General features: G+C 42.0%; 15 protein-coding genes and 3 pseudogenes. 4 read left to right on the forward strand and 14 right to left on the reverse strand.

The features are described 5' to 3' along the window. The first annotated feature begins 31 nt into the window (after positions 1 to 31). Positions 32 to 691: an NAD(P)H-dependent oxidoreductase gene (locus V3C97_RS07400; protein ID WP_338434158.1), complete on the forward strand. Its 660-nt coding sequence runs from the start codon at positions 32 to 34 to the stop codon at positions 689 to 691. Between the two features lie 91 nt (positions 692 to 782). Further along, entirely contained in the window at positions 783 to 1,739 is a 957-nt protein-coding gene (locus tag V3C97_RS07405) for an aldo/keto reductase (protein ID WP_338434561.1), read from the forward strand. A 68-nt stretch (positions 1,740 to 1,807) separates the two neighbouring features. On the opposite strand, the gene V3C97_RS07410 is transcribed toward V3C97_RS07405, so the two are convergent. The 5 genes from V3C97_RS07410 to V3C97_RS07430 form a co-directional block, all read right to left on the reverse strand. Beyond that, entirely contained in the window at positions 1,808 to 2,041 is a 234-nt protein-coding gene (locus V3C97_RS07410; RefSeq protein ID WP_009551472.1) for a cytochrome b5 domain-containing protein, read from the reverse strand. A gap of 80 nt (positions 2,042 to 2,121) precedes the next feature. Continuing rightward, positions 2,122 to 2,652: a biotin transporter BioY gene (locus tag V3C97_RS07415; RefSeq protein WP_283590391.1), complete on the reverse strand. Its 531-nt coding sequence runs from the start codon at positions 2,650 to 2,652 to the stop codon at positions 2,122 to 2,124. Positions 2,653 to 2,697: 45 nt separating this feature from the next. Further along, complete coding sequence (locus tag V3C97_RS07420; RefSeq protein ID WP_338434159.1) at positions 2,698 to 3,234, reverse strand: GNAT family protein; 537 nt, start codon at positions 3,232 to 3,234, stop codon at positions 2,698 to 2,700. Between the two features lie 46 nt (positions 3,235 to 3,280). Next, on the reverse strand, positions 3,281 to 4,942 hold the full coding sequence (locus tag V3C97_RS07425; RefSeq protein ID WP_056968813.1) for an IS1182 family transposase: 1,662 nt from the start codon (positions 4,940 to 4,942) through the stop codon (positions 3,281 to 3,283). Between the two features lie 160 nt (positions 4,943 to 5,102). After that, a complete protein-coding gene (locus V3C97_RS07430; protein WP_283147117.1) occupies positions 5,103 to 6,425 on the reverse strand; it encodes an NCS2 family permease in 1,323 nt (440 codons plus the stop codon). Positions 6,426 to 6,592: 167 nt separating this feature from the next. Here V3C97_RS07430 and add point away from each other — a divergent pair, with 167 nt between their 5' ends. Continuing rightward, positions 6,593 to 7,609, forward strand: a complete 1,017-nt coding sequence (add, locus tag V3C97_RS07435; protein WP_338434160.1) for an adenosine deaminase — start codon at positions 6,593 to 6,595, stop codon at positions 7,607 to 7,609. 220 nt (positions 7,610 to 7,829) lie between these two features. Here add and fsa read toward each other — a convergent pair whose 3' ends face one another. From fsa to V3C97_RS07455, 4 genes are read right to left on the reverse strand one after another with little or no spacing between them, the layout of a single operon-like run. Then, entirely contained in the window at positions 7,830 to 8,483 is a 654-nt protein-coding gene (gene fsa, locus V3C97_RS07440) for a fructose-6-phosphate aldolase (protein ID WP_009551482.1), read from the reverse strand. Positions 8,484 to 8,522: 39 nt separating this feature from the next. Beyond that, on the reverse strand, positions 8,523 to 9,887 hold the full coding sequence (locus V3C97_RS07445) for a PTS ascorbate transporter subunit IIC (RefSeq protein ID WP_009551484.1): 1,365 nt from the start codon (positions 9,885 to 9,887) through the stop codon (positions 8,523 to 8,525). A gap of 32 nt (positions 9,888 to 9,919) precedes the next feature. Then, the gene (locus V3C97_RS07450) at positions 9,920 to 10,219 is read right to left on the reverse strand and encodes a PTS sugar transporter subunit IIB (protein ID WP_338434161.1); all 300 of its coding nucleotides are present in this window, start codon (positions 10,217 to 10,219) and stop codon (positions 9,920 to 9,922) included. Further along, positions 10,219 to 12,240 (reverse strand): BglG family transcription antiterminator, encoded by a 2,022-nt coding sequence (locus V3C97_RS07455; RefSeq protein WP_338434162.1) that lies wholly within the window; start codon positions 12,238 to 12,240, stop codon positions 10,219 to 10,221. The genes V3C97_RS07450 and V3C97_RS07455 overlap by 1 nt, the downstream gene beginning before the upstream one ends. Before the next feature lie 238 nt (positions 12,241 to 12,478). Here V3C97_RS07455 and V3C97_RS07460 point away from each other — a divergent pair, with 238 nt between their 5' ends. After that, positions 12,479 to 13,402: an IS30 family transposase gene (locus V3C97_RS07460; protein WP_003709292.1), complete on the forward strand. Its 924-nt coding sequence runs from the start codon at positions 12,479 to 12,481 to the stop codon at positions 13,400 to 13,402. A gap of 688 nt (positions 13,403 to 14,090) precedes the next feature. On the opposite strand, the pseudogene V3C97_RS07465 reads toward V3C97_RS07460, so the two are convergent. From V3C97_RS07465 to V3C97_RS07480, 5 genes and pseudogenes are all read right to left on the reverse strand, one after another. Next, positions 14,091 to 14,483: pseudogene (locus V3C97_RS07465) on the reverse strand (IS30 family transposase); the annotation flags it as partial. Positions 14,484 to 14,737: 254 nt separating this feature from the next. After that, positions 14,738 to 19,264 (reverse strand): YSIRK-type signal peptide-containing protein, encoded by a 4,527-nt coding sequence (locus V3C97_RS07470; protein WP_338434163.1) that lies wholly within the window; start codon positions 19,262 to 19,264, stop codon positions 14,738 to 14,740. Between the two features lie 472 nt (positions 19,265 to 19,736). Next, positions 19,737 to 20,486 (reverse strand): annotated as a pseudogene (locus V3C97_RS07475) (IS3 family transposase); the annotation flags it as partial. A 262-nt stretch (positions 20,487 to 20,748) separates the two neighbouring features. Continuing rightward, positions 20,749 to 20,901 (reverse strand): annotated as a pseudogene (locus V3C97_RS07845) (helix-turn-helix domain-containing protein); the annotation flags it as partial. A 15-nt stretch (positions 20,902 to 20,916) separates the two neighbouring features. After that, positions 20,917 to 21,306, reverse strand: a complete 390-nt coding sequence (locus tag V3C97_RS07480) for a helix-turn-helix domain-containing protein (RefSeq protein WP_338434164.1) — start codon at positions 21,304 to 21,306, stop codon at positions 20,917 to 20,919. Positions 21,307 to 21,364: the final 58 nt, after the last annotated feature.

Consider the following 21,364-nt stretch of genomic DNA (forward strand, 5'->3'; position numbering starts at 1 on the left):
TAAGCAAACTATCAAAAGGTAAGTGATTTTAATGGATAAACAACTACTACGCGATCAAATCATCGCTGATATGCACCGGCGGTACGCCACCAAGAAATACGACCCCACTAAAAAATTAGCTCCTCAAGATTGGGCAACTATCCTTGAAGTCGGCCGACTTTCACCTAGTTCTTATGGGTATGAGCCCTGGAAATTTGTTCTCTTAGACACAAAAACCAAGCATGATATTTATGACCTTGCTTGGGGGGCCCAGGCTAGTATCGACGGGGCTGACAAGATTATTGCCATCCTGGCGCGGAAAGATATTACCTATAACAGCCCCTACGTTCAACACCTAGTCAGTGACATCAAACACCATGATTTCGACCCCAACTCACCCCGGTCTCAACGGTTCAAGCAGTTCCAAGAACACGACCTCAACCTCGACACTCCTCGCGCGCGTTTCGATTGGGCTTGTCGGCAAACCTACATTACTTTAGGTAACATGCTGACAGCTGCCGGCCGGTTGGACATTGATTCCTGTCCGATCGAAGGTTTTGACCATGCCAAAATGGACCAATACTTTGCTGATCATGGCTTGATGGATCCTGAACACTGGGGCGTAGCAGTTATGGCTAGTTTTGGTTACCGGGCACAAGAAATTACACCGAAAAAGCGGCAACCTTTAGCTGACATTTATCAGGAACTCTGACTTTTAGTAAGCATTTTATTTGTTGACGCTTTCTTAGCGTTCTATACTGATATATGTATATGAATATATTAATGATAGGAGTGTTACGTTAATTCAAAACGTCAATATTGGACAAAGCAACTGGTCTGCTTCAAACGTTGCCCTCAGGATCATGCGAATGGCAGCCCTTACCCCTGAACAGGCTGCCAGTTCATTACAAGCTGCAATGGACGCTGGTATTAATTTCATTGACTCGGCTGACATTTATGGAAATGGCAAATCCGAAACGGTCTTTGGTCAAGCCCTCAAGTCAGCTGGAATTAACCGTGACCAGCTTTTCATCCAATCCAAGGGCGGGATCGTCTTAAATCCCCAAAGAAGTCGGGGTGACCTTGTTTTCGGACAACGGTATGACTTCTCCAAACAACACTTACTCGCAACAGTGGATGGAATCTTATCCCGAATGGGGATTGACTACTTGGATGCCTTCTTGCTCCACCGGCCTGATCCCCTAATGGAACTCGATGAAGTTGCGGCTGCTTTTGATGAACTCGAAACCAGCGGTAAGGTCCGCCACTTTGGGGTTTCCAACTTCAATCCTCGGCAAATTGAGATGTTAAAAACAGCCGTTAAACAGCCCTTATTGATCAACCAAGTGCAATTCTCGGTAGCTCACTCGGGGATAATTGACTTTGGAATCTATACCAATATGCGTGACGAAGGTTCTATCAACCGTGATGGTGGCATTATTGAGTATGCACGGCAATATGGAATGACTTTGCAGGCTTGGTCACCATTCCAGTACGGAATGTTTGATGGGATGTATATTAACGACGATGAACATTATCCTGAATTAAACCAAAAATTGGCTGAACTAGCTACAAAGTACGGTGTTTCTAAGAATGCCATCGCTGTTGCTTGGATTCTCCGGCATCCAGCCCATATGCAAGTGCTGTTGGGGACGATGAACCCTGACCATATCAAGGATAGTGCCGCTGGAAGCGATGTAACTTTGACTAAGCAAGAATGGTATGACCTCTACTTTGCTGCAGGCAATACCTTGCCATAAAATTTTTCAAAGAAAACAAAAAGGAGTACGCCTCATCACGCGTACTCCTTTTTTATCAGCAATATTTCTTAAGCCAACTTACCAACTACTGGTAACTTCTTCAAGACACCTTTACCATGCGGTGAATGTTCAATCGCAGCCGAGAGTTCGTTCCCTGCCACATTACCATGGTGTTTGCCGCCAGCCCATGGACCAACGTTAGAAACATCATACACCACACCGTCAATGGCTACATAAGCTGGCTGTCCGTTTTCCCCATTGTATTGAGCTAATTCTTCTTTAGTAAAAATCTTTTCTGCCATTAGTACTCACTCCTTATCAATTATACTTTTCTAATCTCACTTTACCATGTTAGCTAATAAAAAGTAACTAATTTGGCTTCTTACAGTTGGCGTAAGTTAGGCATCCATGCTTGTACCCGACTGGCTACCATTACAACCAAGGCGATCTTGATCAGGCCCGGAATGATGAACGGTACACAACCCGCCAACAATGCCCCAGTAAGGGTCAAGTGGTTAAATGGCACCATCCATATGGATCCTAGTACCAGTTGGATCAAAGCCCCCACCATGTTGGCCCAAGTCAATGTCCACCAGCCTGTCCCCCGCAGTTTAATAATTCCTGCCGTTACCAGGATATAAATTACAAAACCAAAGATGTAACCACCCAAAGGCCCAGCTAAAACAGCTACCCCGCCTGCCATACCAGCAAAAACAGGGAGACCAACCATTCCTAATAAAATATAGGCGGCCAACACCTCAACTCCTGCTGTCAGTGGCAGTAAGGTTGCAATAATCCCCACTGCAAAAGTTTGCAATGTCAACGGGACTAAGGGGAGTGGAATTGTGAGCTGTGAACAAACAACCAAGAGCGCTAGCATCATGGCATTCAATGTTAATCTTCTTGTTTTCATTAACCTTATCATCCTTCGGTATCTTATTCTCTCTATAAGAGTTACTCATATTCTACCATTAGTTTTCCATTCCGAACGCAAAATTCCATACTTTACTGAATCATAGTACCGTCCTTGCCAGTACCTAACTTGGCGGATCCGGGCTTCTTGCTGCATTCCTAACCTTTCTGCTAGCCGCATCATCCGAATATTTCCCGACCAAGTTGTTAACCCAATATGGGGCAGGTCAATTTGAGCGAATAATTTATCCACCCACAAGCTCAGGGCTATCCGGCCAATCCCTTGTCCCCATTGGGTACTGGTATAAACCGTAATGCCAACATCCAACCAGTGTTTGAGGTCCCCATCTTCATACCGGGCCGATACTGATCCTACCATCTGACCATCAACCCAGATTACTTGGCGTAAAGGGTTGTTGAGGTAACGCTGGGCAGCGCCCGCTAGCCATTCTTCACGACTGGGATAATGGTCATTAAAATACGGTCCATCCCACTGGCGCCACTCTGCATTGGAGTCAGCAAATGCTAATTCCCAAAAAACCAGCGCATCTTGTTTCGTTAATGGTCGTAAAGTTACTTGCATATTACTCCCCCTTACCAAAAAGAGGCTGGGAATTAACTATTATTTTCTAGCTTCTAACTAAGAAAATGCGAACTATGATTTTTGATTTAATCAAAAATTGTAGTTCGCATTTTTGGTTATTTACTAAAAAGGGTCTTAATTGGTTGATCATTTTACCCAATTTCGTTAAGTTCAATGCCATTAAGGTTAATCCGACATCATTTTCCACAGCCCGTTGGCCGCGCAAATGAGTTCGGCGTACGCCAAAATCCCTCTTCATGCGACCAAAGACTGGTTCAACGTCGAACTTGCGTCGACGATAGATCATCTTACCTTCATCGCTTGAGAGGGTCTCTTTGACTTTTGCTTTGTAATAATTCCAAGTTGGATTAACCTGGATGTAGCGCTGACGCTTACCTGGCGTTTTAGCTAACTGATCTAACTCTTCTGATGATTGATGTGTGTCGGCACGATAGAGTTTAAGATCGCGCTTAAATCCATACTTATCAGTTCGTTTACTGTAGCGATAAAAACTGAAGCGAACGCCTAAATGATCAATATAGTAGTCATCTTCGGCATTGTACTGCCAATTCTGAGGTTTTGTTGGATCATTTTTGAACTTACGCTTCTGCTCTTTTTGATAGGTGGTGTATGGAATGAGTGGTTGCTTATCGAATTGGTCAAGCAGTGTTGTGTAATTATATTCACTACCGTAACCAGCATCAGCTACCACGTGTGTAAAGAAATCCAAGCCATGGAATTGCTTAAGAAATGGCACTAAAGTCCTAGTATCAGTAGGATTGGAAAATAAAGCATAATCAAGGACAAACTGATTATGCGTGGCAATCTGAAGATTATATCCGGGTTTGAGTTCTCGGTTCATCATCGGATCTTCTTTCATGCACATAAAAGTTGCGTCGTGGTCTGTTTTCGAAAAGCTATTTCGTCCTTGAAAAATATCTTCGACACGTTCATATTTTTTAGCCCGTGGAATTAAGTCTTCTCTCAGTTGACGACGAAGCTTCTTTAGAAAACGTCGCCGACGTTTTCTAACTGAACCACCTTTAATTATTTTCGGCTCCTGTTTAATGGCTTCGTCTAGATTAGTGATTTCTTTTTCCACTTCTTCAGCCATTAATTCCATACCGTCGATAGATTCAATCATTTCTGGTTTCATCTCTTTGATGACTTGCTTTTCTACTAACTCATCATAAATACTAGCCGTCTTTTCTCTCAACTTAGCGTGATACTTTTCTATTGCCCGACGCCAAGTAAACGAGTACTTATTAGCATCCGCTTCAACCTTAGTGCCATCAATAAAGACTGCATCATTTTGAATTAGCCCATGGTCCGTAAGAGCCATAGTAAAGTAAACAAAGGTACGTTTTATTAAGTTCCTGGCGTGCTCACTCCGTCGAAAGTTATTGATGGTATGGTAACTGTATGAATGATCACGGGCTAACCATCGCATTGGTAAGTTTTCTTCTAACAAGGTTTCTATTTTCCGGCCAGAATAAGTTTGACGAGAGTACGCAAACAACAGAATTTTTAACATCAGTGCAGGGTGAGAAAGTGGGCGGCCGGTGACGGCCACGTTCTCTTCTAACAAAACCTCTTGTGGAATGGAATCGACAAAAGTATCAATTAACCGAACCAGATGATTTTTTGGCACATTGTAGTCATAATTTAGTACGAATTCTGTTTGTCCCGTGATATAATTTTGATACATGAAAATCGCTCCTTTATGTTTGTTTTTAGGGGTAATTACATCATATCAGGAACGATTTCCTGTGTACATAAGAAGCCGGACGATGAACCAAGATTTGATTCATCGTCCGGCTTTCATTTTGGACTGAGAGTTTTTTCCCAGCCTCTACAACTACTATATACTAATTGCTTGGTAAGACATTCAAAACATACAACAGAATAATGAAGACCGCTAACAAAATCCACATCACCCCATTGACTTCCTTGCGTCTTCCTGCAGCTGTCATTGCCACCGGATAGATCAAAAAACCAAAAGCAATCCCATATGAAATGTTATAGGTCAACGGCATGCCAATAATTGTTACAAACGCAGGGAAAGCTATCTCAAAACGATCCCATTGGATTTCCCGCAAAGATGATGCCATCAAAGATCCAACAACAATCAGGACTGGAGCAGTTACCTGGCTAGTCACAACTGTCAACAACGGTGAGAAAAACATTGACAACCCAAAGAGAATTGCCGTTACCAGTGAAGTCAATCCCGTCTTGCCCCCCATAGCAATCCCAGCTGACGATTCGACATAGGTTGCTGAAGGAGTCGTTCCCATTATCGCGCCCCCAAGCATTGACAATGAATCAGCCATCAACGCCCGCCCTAAACGAGGCATCTTCCCATTTTTGGCCAAACCCGCTTGTTGCACCAAGCCGATCAAAGTCCCAGCAGTATCAAAGAACGCTACCAATAGTAAGACGAGGACGACTGCCCACATCTGCGGGTCAGTCATCGCGGGAAGCTCTTTGATCCCAACTGCAAACGTTGATTTCATGCTTGGAGCAAGGGCCACAATGTGGGTTGGCATTTTAATCAGTCCCGTTGCCAAGCCTAAGAGCGTTGTGGCAACAATCCCGTAAAAGATAGAGCCTGGAACCTGACGGGCCATCAAAATCACCACCACAAAGATTCCAAAAATAGTTAACCAAGTGGTTGGGACTGTAAATGAGCCGATCCCAATCAAAGAGGACTTGTTAGCCACTACCAGGCCCCCACCCTTCAAACCAACAAAAGCAATGAAAATTCCGATCCCTGCAGCCATGGCCAGCTTGAGATCGTACGGAATTGCGTCAATCACTATTTCCCGAACTTTCATACACGAAAGGAGGGTAAAAATCACTGAAGCAACGAACACTCCTGCCATTGCTTTCTGCCAGGGGATTCCCATCGCTAAAACCACTGAATAAGTGAAAAACGCATTATCACCTAAGCCGGGGGCGACTGCCACTGGATAGTTAGCCAGAAAAGCCATCAACCCACAGCCGAGGATCGCCGATAATGCCGTAGCGGTAAAAGCTGCTCCCTTATCCATCCCTGCTTCTCCCAGAATCGTTGGGATCACAAAGAGGATATATGCCATCGAAACAAACGTTGTTAAACCAGCGATTGTTTCTCGTTTAATTGAAGTATTATTTTCTGAAAGATGAAACCACCTTTCCATGATATTATTCATAAAAAACAAACCTCGCTCTTTTGTACATTTCTAAATATTATGCCATTGTCGCCCCTGTTGTTCAAGGTTATTTTTCGGTTTTTACGGCTTGACAGGAAAACAAAGAGTGTTAATATTTAGATACAGATAGTTAAACACGAACAATTAACAAAACGGAGGTCTATCTAATGGCTACAGAAGTTACACCGGAATTTACGCAAAATTTACCAAAAGCCGAACTTCACGTTCATATTGAAGGGACTTTGGAACCTGAATTAAAGCTCAAATTAGCTAAGCGTAACCATGTTGATATTGGTCAAGAAAGCATCGAGGATGTGCGTGCTACTTACCAATATGATGACCTAGCTTCTTTCTTAGCTGTTTATTATCCAGCTATGAACGTCTTGCAACACGAACAAGACTTCTATGACCTGGCAATGGATTATTTACAACGGGCTGCTAAAAACAACGTGCGCCACGTCGAAATCTTCTTCGATCCTCAGGCTCACACAAGCCGGGGTATTGCCTTTGAAACAGTAATCAACGGTCTTTACCGGGCAACAGTTGACGCCCGCGCTTTAAACGTTGATGCCCAACTGATTATGTGCTTCCTCCGTGACCTCTCCCGTGATTCTGCACGTGAAACCTTGGAAGAGGCCCTCAACTACAAGGACAAGTTCATTGGTGTCGGGTTAGACTCAGACGAACATAACAACCCACCAATGAAGTTCTTCCACCAATTTGCCAAGGCATCCGCTGAAGGCTTACACTTAACTGCTCACGCCGATATCGATCAAAAGGATTCTATCGAACACATCCGCGAACTGCTCGAAGTAATCGGTGTAGAACGGGTTGACCACGGGACAAACATCGTAGAAGATCCTGACTTGGTAGAATTTGCAGCTAAGAACAAGATTGGCTTTACTTCTTGCCCATTATCCAACTCTTTCGTTTCACCATTCATGAAGGGTGACGAAATCTTGGAATTATTGTCCAAAGATGTCCTAGTTTCTATCCACTCCGATGATCCTGCTTACTTCGGTGGTTATATTGGGGATAACTACTATGCTTTTGCTGACAAGTACAACTTGACCAAGGAACAGGTTGTAACCTTGGCCAAGAACTCCTTTGAAGCTTCCTGGATCAGCCGGGAACAAAAGGATTTTTACTTGAAGGAACTTGACGAATACGCCCAAAACAACTAAAATAACCAACTAAACACTACTGATGACACCAAAAAGGCGAGCTGGAATTATTCCAACTCGCCTTTTATATTTGCCATCTTTTCGTTACCTAAAAAACATTAGCAACTAAAGACTGAGACTGGGAGAAAACATTCTTTTTCTCCCAGCCTCTTGAAAAAGCATATATTAAAGGATTTAGTGATTGTGGAACAATGGCCTAGATCACTAGCGTTGTTCCTAATTATTTTTGTTGTGCTTGGAAAGCTTCCCAGTCAGCAGCAAAGCTTGCCAAACCTTTATCTGTCAATGGGTGTGACCATAACTTACCAAAGACCTTAGCTGGAATAGTCGCAATGTCTGAGCCAGCTAAAGCAGCTTGCTTCACATGGTCAGCGCCCCGGACACTAGCAGCAATGATTTCTGTCTTGAAACCATAGTTGTCTAAAACATCCCGCAAATCAGCTACTAATTCGATCCCAGAACCACCGATATCATCTAAGCGGCCTAAGAATGGGGAGATGTAAGTTGCCCCAGCCTTAGCAGCCAAGAGTCCTTGGGCAACAGAGAAGATCAAAGTCACATTGGTTTTGATTCCTTCTTCACTCAGTGTCTTAACTGCCCGCAAACCAGCTTCTGTCATCGGGATCTTAACCACGATGTTGTCAGCCCACTTGGCAATGTCATGTGCTTGGGCGACCATTTCTTCATAGGTAGTCCCGGTTACTTCGGCAGAAACTGGGCCAGAAACGATCGTTGTGATTTCTTTAACAACAGTTTCAAAGTCGCGTCCTTCCTTAGAAACTAGCGTTGGGTTGGTTGTTACCCCATCCACGAGTCCTAGTTGGGCATAGCGCTTAATATCATCAACGTTTGCTGTATCTAAAAAGAATTTCATAATTCAACTTACCCTCTCTTTTTCTTCCTTATTCCTAAATTACTTTGTTGCAGCTTTCTTGTCGCGTGCGTTCAAGTAAGCACTCAACAATACCACGGCAAGAACGAAGGCAGCAATCCCACAGATCAAAGCTAACTTACCAGCTTGACCGATGTAGCCTAAGGCCAAACCTGGGATCAAGTAGTCAGTATCGGCGAAAGTAGAAGCAGCTAACTTCAATTCACCCAGCAATGGCAGGATGAACAGTGGCAACCAACTTAACAGTAACCCGTTGAAGGCAGAACCTAACACGGCACCACGCCGACCACCAGTTGCGTTACCATAAACCCCAGCTGCTGCCCCACAGAAGAAGTGACCAACCACACCAGGAATGATAACTGTTGTGTGCATTGCGATCATTGCAAACATGGAGATAGTCCCCATGATGAAACTAGTAAAGAATCCAATCAAAACAGCGTTTGGTGCATAAGGGAAGATGATTGGCACGTCCAAAGCTGGCTTGGAACCTGGAACCCACTTCTTAGCGATCCCTTGGAAGGCTGGTACGATTTCAGCCAAGATCATACGTACACCTTGTAACACGATTACGAAACCAGCAGTAAATGTCCCAGCCTGAGTAATAGCATAAACAAAGGCTTCAGTCCCGTTAGATAACTTATGTTCAACATAGCTTGGACCAGCAGCAATAGCTAAACCAATGTAAACAACTGACATCAATAACATGATGGAAATAGTAGAGTCACGTAAGAAACTCCAGTTCTTGGAAATGTTAACTTCTTCAGTAGACTTTTCTTTGTTACCAAACCACTTACCGATCAAACCAGCAGAAGCATAACCGATGTTCCCAGTGTGCCCCATAGCCACGCTATCGTTACCAGTGATTTGCCGCATAAATGGTTGACACAAAGCCGGAGTAACAGTCAACAGTGTCCCTTCAAAGATCCCCCCTAAGAGAATCATAGTGAAGTCTGTTCCGAAACCTGCACTAACCAGAATAACGGCGGTCAAGCAAGAAACATAAAGCATAGCTTGCCCGGTTAAGAAGATGTACTTAAAGCGGGTAAACCGAGCCAACAAGATGTTGACTACCATCCCAATTGCCATAATCAAGGCTGTTGGTGTTCCGAAGTGTTGGAGCGCAATCGCTACTACGGCTTCGTTACTTGGCACAACCCCTTGAGTATGCAAGGCTGTTTGGAACATGCTAGCAAATGGTGTTAAAGCTCCTGATAAAACGCCGGCACCACCAGTCAAAACCAAGAACCCGATCATGGTCTTAACAGTTCCAGAGATAACATCTGATGTCTTTTTCTTTTGTAAAAGCAACCCACACAAGGCGAGCAAGGAAACGAGAATTGCTGGCGTTCCTACGATTGATAGGAATAAACTCATTATCACTTTCATATTTTTTCCTCCCAATATCTATCCCCAACTAATTAGTTGTGGGCGATCCCATTATTATCCAAAATTTCAATCACATGTTCTTTGACTTCTTCAGCGTCAATAATGGACTTTAATGGCACAATTTTTTCTTCTGGAATGCGGAACAATGCTGGTACCAGTGTACTCTCAACAAAGAAGTAATCCGCCATATCAGCACTCACACTTCCTGAATCAGTGTGGTCAACAGCAAAATCATCCATGTTTACTCCCAAATCATTCAGGGAATTTTCAATATTCATTTGCACCATAAAACTTGTTCCTAAACCACTTTGGCAAACTGCTGTAAACTTCATTATGCTTCGTCTCCTTCATTAATAATTGCTAATAGTTCATCAACTGACTGTGCGGAAGTTAATCTTTGGAGCACGTCTTTTTGGGATAGTAATTTGGTTAGGCTAGCCAATGCCCGTAAGTGAGCGTCATTGTCTACCGCTGCCAAACAGATAAAGAGATTAACTGGGTGTTTTTCATCATCTAAGAGGTTGACATCGTTAGTTAATTTCAATAATGCCATCCCCACTTCGTTGACCCCATCTTCGGGCCGGGCATGTGGCATCGCCACATGATCCCCGATATTGATGAATGGTCCGAAATTCTTCACCTTATCAATCATACTATCGATATAACGGGCTTCGATCTTTCCTTGTTTAAGTAATGGTTGGGCGCTTAACGTGATTGCGTCCTCCCAGGATAAGTCGTGGTTATCAACCACTTGAATTGTATCTGCGGTTAAAAGTTCTGCTAACATCGGTCGTGTATCCTCCTCTCGTCTTAGCCACTGGGTCATGCGTTTATTTAGCACTTTATAGAGTTTCTCTTTATTAACTCCAGGTTTAAACTCGATATATGGTTCCAAAGCGCGCACGATTTCGGCAACGTTTGGCAATGACATCCCTGGAATAAACCAATCTTTTTGGACCCGATTGAGGAGCTCGTTTTTTTCGAGCTGCGACATGATCGGTCGAACAACATATAGTTTTTTTGTTGTTTCTACCTTGATGGTTGAAAACAAAATGTCATAATCATCTGGCGCAACTGTTTCTAAGTCCGCCACAGTTGTCGCCTTTTTAAAGTTAATCGTTGGAAAAAGGCGGGCCAGTTCCGTCTGTAAGATCAGCGATGAACTTACTCCGTTAGGGCAGATCACATACGCAGTTAGGTCTGCCTGCGGTGCGTTAGCACTAGCACTCATCAACGCCCCCCCAAATAGGATAGTGAATAAAGAAACCTCTGCTTCTGGGATTTCCTTACCAGTCAGGTGCCGCAGTGGCCCTAATGACTTATCGGTTAACCGGTAGATCGCAGCATATTCATGCTTGATGCTTGCCACTGCTACATTATCCACCTGAATCCCATGTTTGATCCGAAAATAAGCCGGTACCAAGTGACTGAAGATATTGAACATCAGCTCCCGGTAATTAGTAAACTTGATTGCCGCCCGTGATTCAAAGTCATTGATGATATTAACCACACACTGCAACAGGAAATTAAACTCTTCATCCTGAATCTTGCCTTCACTGATTGTGATCAGATAGATCGCAAAAAGATTAATCTCATTGAATTCAATCTTAGGTCCAAGCAATGCCGTTAGCGTTGCTTGACTTGTCTGGTAGGCTGTTACTTTTTGCAGGTCAACCGCCTCATCGTGATATTCAAGTTCAAAATGATTAAACCTCTTCCAAGTCAACGCCGTAGCAATAACCATCCCTGCTTCGCGACTTGGAACCAACTTTAAACCATCTTCCGCCATCTTCTGGGCCAACGTATCTTTGATCCGCGCCACAAAATCGAACGGATAGTTCTCCCCTAGCCAATAATGCAATAAAGCATGACAATTTTTCTGTGTCAGGAGTGCACTCACATAGTTCCAGGCGATCAACCTAATCGTGAGTTCAACTCCTCGAACATAAAATCCCTCCTTACGGTCATAGGCCAACTCGATTCCTTGATCTGCTAAACTTTGTCGCAACACCTTGATGTCGTGGAGAACTGTTCCTTTAGAAACATTTAATAATTGCTGAAAATAGAATACTGACAGGTGAGTAAAGTTTGAATAGGCAAATAGGTAGATAAGTTTCACCCGTTCTTCTTCATTAAAGACCAGTTCATTTAGTTCGACATTATCAAAGAACCTGAGCCACTCAACAGTAGTGACAGACTTCATCTTGAAGGAAAGACCCGAATCCTCCGTGATCCATGCAGCCAAATCCCGTTGGATAACCTGGGGGTCAGCCCCCGTAATCTTAGCTGCCTGTGTATACGTCACTGGCTCACGCGTGTAATTAGCCAGCAAGTAATTGTACTTGTAGTTCATTGCCCTTCCTCCTACATTTACATCTTACAATGTATCCCCTTACATTTTTGGTGCAGTTGGGTACAAATTCCATTTATAAAATCGCTTTCTATTGTACCGAAGTTATTTAACAGAATTTTTTACATATATTTTAATAAGGCAGATTGTAAAATTTAAGTTGAACATTTTAGTGGACAGAAAAACCCATAAAGGTCTTTAATGGTGTCGTTACAACATTCCATTAGAAAGAAGGACCTTTATGGGCACCACTATCTTATCATTTTCAGACCGCATTGTCATCGAAACGCTTCGTCATGAAAAGCGATCTCTTCGATATATCGCTGATTACCTGGGCTTTAGTAAGACTACTATCTTTAATGAAATTCACCGGTTAAAGGGTGAATACCATGCGACTAGTGCGCAAGCCGACCACGAAACTAAACTTAGTTATCGTGGTCGTAAATGCTCATTAACGGCTAACCTCAAGCGACTAATCGAAGACAAGATCAAGATTCAGAAATGGTCAATTGAACAAGTAGCCCATGTGGTTAGGATCGCCTACAAGACTATCTATAACTGGGTCGATCAAGGACTTCTAGATATTCGGATGACTGATTTACCTGACCATGGTATTCGTCGTAAGCGTGCTAAAGAAACCCGTGGGACTTTCAGTCATGGTCGTTCGATTGAAGATCGTCCAGCTGAAGCTTCTGATCGTAATATTGCAGGCCATTTTGAAGCTGATACAGTTTTATCTGGCAAGCGCAAAGGTCAAGCAGTAGCCACGTTTGTCGAACGCAAGAGTCGCCTTACTATCGTTAAACGGCTTGGTGGACGAGATAGCACTTCAATGACTAAGGCTATCCTTGAGTTAGCTAATCAATTAGGAACTAATCTCAAGACACTGACGGTTGATCACGGGAAAGAGTTCGCCAACTACCAATCAATTGAGAAAAATACCGGCGTGCCGTTGTACTTTGCCCATGCTTATTCTCCGCATGAACGTGGTAGTAATGAGAATCGTAATCGAGTGTTACGGCGATTTATTCCTAAGGGTCAGCCAATTGAAGAGATTAGTGATGATGAATTGATTCAGATTAACTGGTATCTGAATTCACGGCCACTCAAATGTTTGAACTGGCGAACTCCAATTGAGATCTTTTTGCTTAATCTGCGTCATTAAATTTGTTCAAGTTATTTATTGCAATCTACCATAAAAATTAAACGTTTTTTGTTTCATACTTCCCTTAGCTGTGATTCAATATCCTACAAACCATTTACTATAATAGAGGAAGCCTAATGAATCGGATAAAAGAAAGCATTAATATTAATTTATTACTTCTATCAATAAGTTTAGGATCATTTATAACAGCAATATTAATAATTATATCTCCTGTAAGTAAAATCCACTTGCCGAAAACACTTAAATTGTTTTTACGAATCATTCTCACTACTAACATAGATAATTTAATTCGCGCAACAATTCTCATGCTAATTGGTTTATTCATATTGTTTATTTTAGCTATTACAGCTACTAATCAAACTTTGTATTTTTGGTGGATGATAACTGGGATCATTTCTTTTTTAAGCATACTAATCTTGGAAACTAGAAGTATATACATAATCTTAAATGCTGCATCTTATCTTGGTTAACTTTCACAAATGTTATGGTTAACAGTTCAATTATACTTCTGGATACTATGTGATTCTGAAAAAATTTTAGCAAAATTAACTTTTATTTGGGGAATTCTGGTTGTAGTTCTTGGATATATCCTTAAATAAGTGGGGGAGTAATATTCTTCAACAATTAAGTAAAGAGAAATTATTTATTATATTTGTTAATAGCAGATTACAATAAATAACTTGAACGATTATTGTTGTAAACATTCCAAAAAGACTTCAATCGGCGTACGCCAATTAAGACATTTAAGTGGTCGTGCATTTAAAGGCCAGTTGATCTGAATTAGTTCTTCGTCACTAATAGTTTCTATTGATCTTCCTTTGGGAATGAAGCGGCGGAGAACACGATTGCAATTTTCATTACTGCCTCTTTCATGCAGAGAATATGCATGAGCAAAATAGACTTTCACCTTGGTTTGATCTTCGATTGTTTGATAACCAGCAAATTCTTTACCATGGTCAACCGTTAGTGTCTTTAGCCTATCTTGAAGCTGGTTGGCTAAAGATAAGATAGTTCGGGTCATTGAGGAACTATCCCAACTTTCAAGACGTCTAACAACCGTTAAACGACTCTTGCGTTCAACTTAAATTCTACAATCTGCCATCTTGAAATAAAAAATTCCTCATCCATTTTCTGGATGAGGAATTGCCCTTCACCAATACGGTTTGACAAAGAGCCAGAAAAATGCCTTCCGAGTATGCTAGATGAATTTTCTATTTCATCTGTATACTCAGAAGGCATTATAACCGAAATTCTGAACGGTTCTTTTATTCAAAGGACTTATGTCACAGCCCCTTTTTGTGCCTCTTCAGACTAGTGAGTTATTCTGACTAACTACTAATCTTCTTTTCTCTTCTTGCTGCCGAGGCCAAACAAACCAAGTAAGCTCAGCATGATCAAGCCCAAACCTGTTGCCGCAGTAGCTGAAGCATCTTGCTCACCTGTTTGTGGCAACTTCTTCGCTGTCGTATCAGCGGTTGCTCCTTGAATCGATGCTGTCGTTCCTTGACCGTTATTCTTGGCATCACCAGCGTTAGCAACGTCACTTCCTTGCTTGGTTACCAACTGGCTTCCTAGAATAACGTCCTGGGAGCCATCAGGATAAGTGATCGTAGCCGTACCATCATTACCAATAGTTACCTGAGTCCCTTCTGGGAACTGGCCCTTATTGGCATTTTCGATACTTTCCTTAACCTGTTGCTTCTCTTCATCAGTCAGGTTATTTGGATCCTTGACTTCAACCTTAGTCCCTGGAACTGTTGGATTAGTCTTATCGGCATCTTTCTTAGCTTCGACTACCTGGTCACCAGGAATCGTATCCTGGGAGCCATCTGGATAGTTGATTGTGACTGTCCCATCATCGGCGACTGTGACTTCCGTCTTCTCTGGGAACTTATCTTTATTGGCTTCTGTGACCTTGCCTGCCACTTCTTTCTTTTCGTCATCAGTCAGCTTCTTTGGATCATCAACCTTGGTCTTGTTTGGAACCGTTGGATCCAGCTTTTCAGCACTCTTCTTTTCTTCAACCAGCTGATTACCTTTGATAGTGTCGACTGACTTGTCTGGGTAGGTAATAGTGGTATCGCCATTGTCACCCACATCAATCTTGGTTCCTTCTGGTAAGCCAGGGTTGTTATCACGAATGTTGTCTTCGACTTCTTTCTTTTCGCCAGCAGTCAGCTTCTTTGGATCATCAACCTTGGTCTTGTTTGGAACCGTTGGATCCAGCTTTTCAGCACTCTTCTTTTCTTCAACCAGCTGATTACCTTTGATAGTGTCGACTGACTTGTCTGGGTAGGTAATAGTGGTATCGCCATTGTCACCCACATCAATCTTGGTTCCTTCTGGTAAGCCAGGGTTGTTATCACGAATGTTGTCTTCGACTTCTTTCTTTTCGCCAGCAGTCAGCTTCTTTGGATCATCAACCTTGGTCTTGTTTGGAACCGTTGGATCCAGCTTTTCAGCACTCTTCTTTTCTTCAACCAGCTGATTACCTTTGATAGTGTCGACTGACTTGTCTGGGTAGGTAATAGTGGTATCGCCATTGTCACCCACATCAATCTTGGTTCCTTCTGGTAAGCCAGGGTTGTTATCACGAATGTTGTCTTCGACTTCTTTCTTTTCGCCAGCAGTCAGCTTCTTTGGATCATCAACCTTGGTCTTGTTTGGAACCGTTGGATCCAGCTTTTCAGCACTCTTCTTTTCTTCAACCAGCTGATTACCTTTGATAGTGTCGACTGACTTGTCTGGGTAGGTAATAGTGGTATCGCCATTGTCACCCACATCAATCTTGGTTCCTTCTGGTAAGCCAGGGTTGTTATCACGAATGTTGTCTTCGACTTCTTTCTTTTCGCCAGCAGTCAGCTTCTTTGGATCATCAACCTTGGTCTTGTTTGGAACCGTTGGATCCAGCTTTTCAGCACTCTTCTTTTCTTCAACCAGCTGATTACCTTTGATAGTGTCGACTGACTTGTCTGGGTAGGTAATAGTGGTATCGCCATTGTCACCCACATCAATCTTGGTTCCTTCTGGTAAGCCAGGGTTGTTATCACGAATGTTGTCTTCGACTTCTTTCTTTTCGCCAGCAGTCAGCTTCTTTGGATCATCAACCTTGGTCTTGTTTGGAACCGTTGGATCCAGCTTTTCAGCACTCTTCTTTTCTTCAACCAGCTGATTACCTTTGATAGTGTCGACTGACTTGTCTGGGTAGGTAATAGTGGTATCGCCATTGTCACCCACATCAATCTTGGTTCCTTCTGGTAAGCCAGGGTTGTTATCACGAATGTTGTCTTCGACTTCTTTCTTTTCGCCAGCAGTCAGCTTCTTTGGATCATCAACCTTGGTCTTGTTTGGAACCGTTGGATCCAGCTTTTCAGCACTCTTCTTTTCTTCAACCAGCTGATTACCTTTGATAGTGTCGACTGACTTGTCTGGGTAGGTAATAGTGGTATCGCCATTGTCACCCACATCAATCTTGGTTCCTTCTGGTAAGCCAGGGTTGTTATCACGAATGTTGTCTTCGACTTCTTTCTTTTCGCCAGCAGTCAGCTTCTTTGGATCATCAACCTTGGTCTTGTTTGGAACCGTTGGATCCAGCTTTTCAGCACTCTTCTTTTCTTCAACCAGCTGATTACCTTTGATAGTGTCGACTGACTTGTCTGGGTAGGTAATAGTGGTATCGCCATTGTCACCCACATCAATCTTGGTTCCTTCTGGTAAGCCAGGGTTGTTATCACGAATGTTGTCTTCGACTTCTTTCTTTTCGCCAGCAGTCAGCTTCTTTGGATCATCAACCTTGGTCTTGTTTGGAACCGTTGGATCCAGCTTTTCAGCACTCTTCTTTTCTTCAACCAGCTGATTACCTTTGATAGTGTCGACTGACTTGTCTGGGTAGGTAATAGTGGTATCGCCATTGTCACCCACATCAATCTTGGTTCCTTCTGGTAAGCCAGGGTTGTTATCACGAATGTTGTCTTCGACTTCTTTCTTTTCGCCAGCAGTCAGCTTCTTTGGATCATCAACCTTGGTCTTGTTTGGAACCGTTGGATCCAGCTCTGCTGAAGTCTTTTTGACTACATACACATATTCATCGTGATGATCAATAGTATATGTTCCATTTACAGTATTTGCTTGATTGGTCGCCAAATTATAGTCCGTTGGTAAATTGACATTATAATTATAATTTTCTCCCAATTTACCACTAATCTTATCTGTTGCTACTTCTTCCCCATCTCCCGGCACAAAAAGAGAATTTTTACTCCCAGTTACATCGATATAATGAACTCTAACTTCAGACTTATCTTCACTACCATCCTTTGCATAATAGTAAACAATACCATCATTAGTTGATGTAATCTGATTTATATATGTGTACCATTTTCCATGCGAAATAAACGACATGCGATCGTTAACATTTAACTTGTTCCCCAAGTAACGTGTCGTATTATTAAGCACTTCACCATCATAATACGCAGTAACTCGAACCAACCCTTGAGCGTCAATTACTGTTTGCTTTATAACTACATGTTTATCAAGTCTAAAATCATACGATTCACCCACTTTATATGGGGAGATATATCCTGTGGTCTCTGGCGATTTTTTCAATGTATATCCATCAATAGTTGGTGCCTCTCCGGTAATTGTGTATTTCTGATAAGCAACACCTTCAAAAGATTTTGGCACTGCAATTTCGTCTCCCGTTGCTTGATCAATATAATGAATCGTAGTTGTCATTTTCGTTGGTATTGGAGTCATCACAAAGCCATTTCCCATTGAAGCTGGGTCTCCCTTAATTCCGGTATTGTGACCATATGCAAAACCAACCACCATGCCATATATATTATCGCCTTTTTCGATCCCATCAAGATCAATTGAAGCACTAGTCCCATCATAATTAGTAAAAATTGGAGTATGAGTAGTTCCACTATACTCAACCTTCTTTGATTCACCAGGTGCTACCACTTCTTCTTGTATATTTTTACCCAATCCAGTATGCAAAATTGTTACATATAAACTATTATCATTCAAATTATTTGAGCGGGCCAACAAATAGATAGCATGGTAATGTTCATTATAGTTAGCAACACCGGCAAAGTAGTATCTCCCGCTCTCATCGTTGGCAGTGTGGTTTTGTAAGATTTCCTTTACTTTTTCTGTTGAAGTGTCCTGATACCACTTCAGGTTATTGTATACCCAGTTATCCGTGGGCTTATTAATTATCTCCGTTAACATGGGCTGGGAATCCAGCTTAATGTCTTGGTTTGAAATCGGTAAGCTAGTCGAGGGTTCTTCATTGTTACTTGTGGTCACTAACGAAAAAGAATACCAAGGTAAGCTAGTCGAGGCTTCTTCATTGTTACTTGTGGTCGGATCAGTACTAGTTGGAGTTACTACTGACGTAGTTTCTGTAGTATCCTTAGCATTGTTAGCTGGCTGCACTGCTTTGTCATCATTAATTGGAGCAGACTTATCCATACTATTTGATGATCCTACATTTGTGTTATTGGTTGATGGTACTGTCTCTTCATTGTTGGTTGAAATAGCTTCTTTATCAACATTATCTGATGCTGTTGTGTCAGCGCTGTTGATAGAAGTGGACCCACTATTATTATTGGTCGCTGGCACTACACCTGTCTTATTGACTAAAGTCTGCTTATCATCCAAATTTATCGACGCCGTGCTGGTATCCTTAGCAGAGATTGCTGTTGTATTTGCCGAAACCTTAGTTTGGTCGATCAAAACATTAAAACCAAAAATTGTCACACCAAGAAGAACAGAAGCTACACCCACATTAAGTTTACGCAAACTATAACGTGGGATACGTTTTGTTTCTTTCCACATAAAATGATTGTTTCGTCCAGTCATTATAGATTCCTCCCTAAATTATTTCACACAGCATCAGTGATCTGATGTGCTTCAATTCAAATTAACTTTTAAAATTACTAATTTAATTTTATTTTAACATATTATTTTATATAATATTTATACTATCCCCCAAAAATTTATTTACGAAATAAAGATAAATTATTACTTATACAACATTTAAATTGTAAGACTTAATGACAAAAAACATTTGATAATTTATAAAATATATTAGATTTAACTAAGCAAGTATTGCTCACGCTAATACCTTTTCTGATAATTTGTAACATAACCAAAAATATTCAAAAATTTAATTTTATACTTTCTGGTATTGACAAATGCCACCACATGTTTTCTGTGGCGAATTGTGGTTCTACTTAGGGACCTAACCCTATTTTGACAAAGAGCATTAAAAGCCGGTGATGAATCATTTGGTCTGGTCCCGGTCAAGTAGAGAATTGAATTATGTAAACGATTAGGCAGCTAATGCTCGATATTCTGCGGGCGCGAGGCTGCCTAATTTCGTTTGATATCGCTTGTGATTATAAAAATCAATGTATTCTTTGATTGATTTTACTAACTCTTCATAAGTTTTAAATTTGTAGTCGTAATAAGCTTCTTCTTTATAGTGACTCCAGAAACTTTCCATTGGGACATTGTCAATGCACTTGCCAACCCGAGACATACTGATTGTAATCCCTGCTGCTGTAGTTTGGCGGAGGTATTGACTAGAAGTATACTGGGTCCCTCGATCACTATGAAGAAGGGGGTGAGCTCCAGGTTCCTGGGCTAAAGCTTGTGCCAAGTTCTTCATCACTAACGAGTTGTCATTACGTTGACTTACTTCGTAAGCAACGATGGTCCCGTCATAGAGGTCTTTAATAGCACTTAGGTAGGCCTTTTGACTATCACCATAGGTCAAGTAAGTCACATCTGTTACCCATTTTTCGTTCGGCCGCTCGGCCGTAAAGTTACGATCTAATCGATTGGGAGCAAAGTTGGTGCCACGGACGATTGTGCAACCTTGTCTGGGTCGACGAATGATGGCCTGCAGACTTAACTTCCTCATTAGCCGCAAGACACGTTTGTAGCCAATCTTTTGATGATGATTGCGGTTTAGCTCCATGGTAATTCGTCGGTAACCATACCGACCGTTGTGTTGATCATAAATTTGTTTAATCAGCTTCTGAAGTTCTCTATCTGCCTGTTGTTTAGGTGTGTTTGGCGTTTTATTCCAACGCTAATAACCACTCAATGAAGCTTTTGCGATGGCGCAAAGTTGTGCAACGGTGAGCCCTGAAAAAACAGGCCGCGCTTCTTTAATTGCTTGATAGCGAAGGCATACTCTATGGCCTCGATTGCTCCCTCAGGGCACCCAATTTTTTTAGAATAAAGTTCCCCGCTTCTAACTCCAGTTTTTCTTGCTTGAGCCGTTTATTTTCTAACTTTAAGCGTTCGATTTCGGGTAACTCTCTTGTTGGCTTTGGCTACTTCTTTCGTTGACCTCGACGGTCAACTAAGCCATTGGTGCCGTCTTTCTCAAACTTTCGTACCCAGTTGTAGACTTGTTGATATGAGACATCGAACTTCTCAGCTGTGGCTTGGTAATTCTTGCCATGCTGGAGGGCATAAGTAACGACTTCTTCTCGTTCAACTCAAGTAACTTTGCGCTTGGCTTTCATCTTGGTAGAACCTCCTGATTTTTCCGTAAAGGTTTTACCACTAGTATACTGTCTTATCCATCTTCGTAATACACTCTGACCTGAAATGTTGTATTTGTCACAACACATGCGGAGACTATACTTCCCCGTTAAATAATCTTGGCAGACTTGTCGTTTCAATTTCGGTGAATGCCGGCGCCAAGTATGATATTCTTTTAAACCATCGATCCCAGTATATCGATAAGCACGAATCCAGTCCTGAATTGTAGTCTCACTGATATGATATTGCTTAGCTAAAGTGGAGCGGCTAATCTGACCACTTATACACTGAAGAACTATCCTAAGCCGCTCTTCCATAGAGTGATGACTCGTTCTACCAGACACAAAAATACCCCCTTTCAGGTGAGAGTGAATTTTACATAATTCGTTTCTCCACCTAAAA

Origin of the sequence: Ligilactobacillus saerimneri, from assembly GCF_036689625.1 — a bacterium.
In the GTDB taxonomy this organism is placed as follows: Bacteria; Bacillota; Bacilli; order Lactobacillales; family Lactobacillaceae; genus Ligilactobacillus; species Ligilactobacillus saerimneri.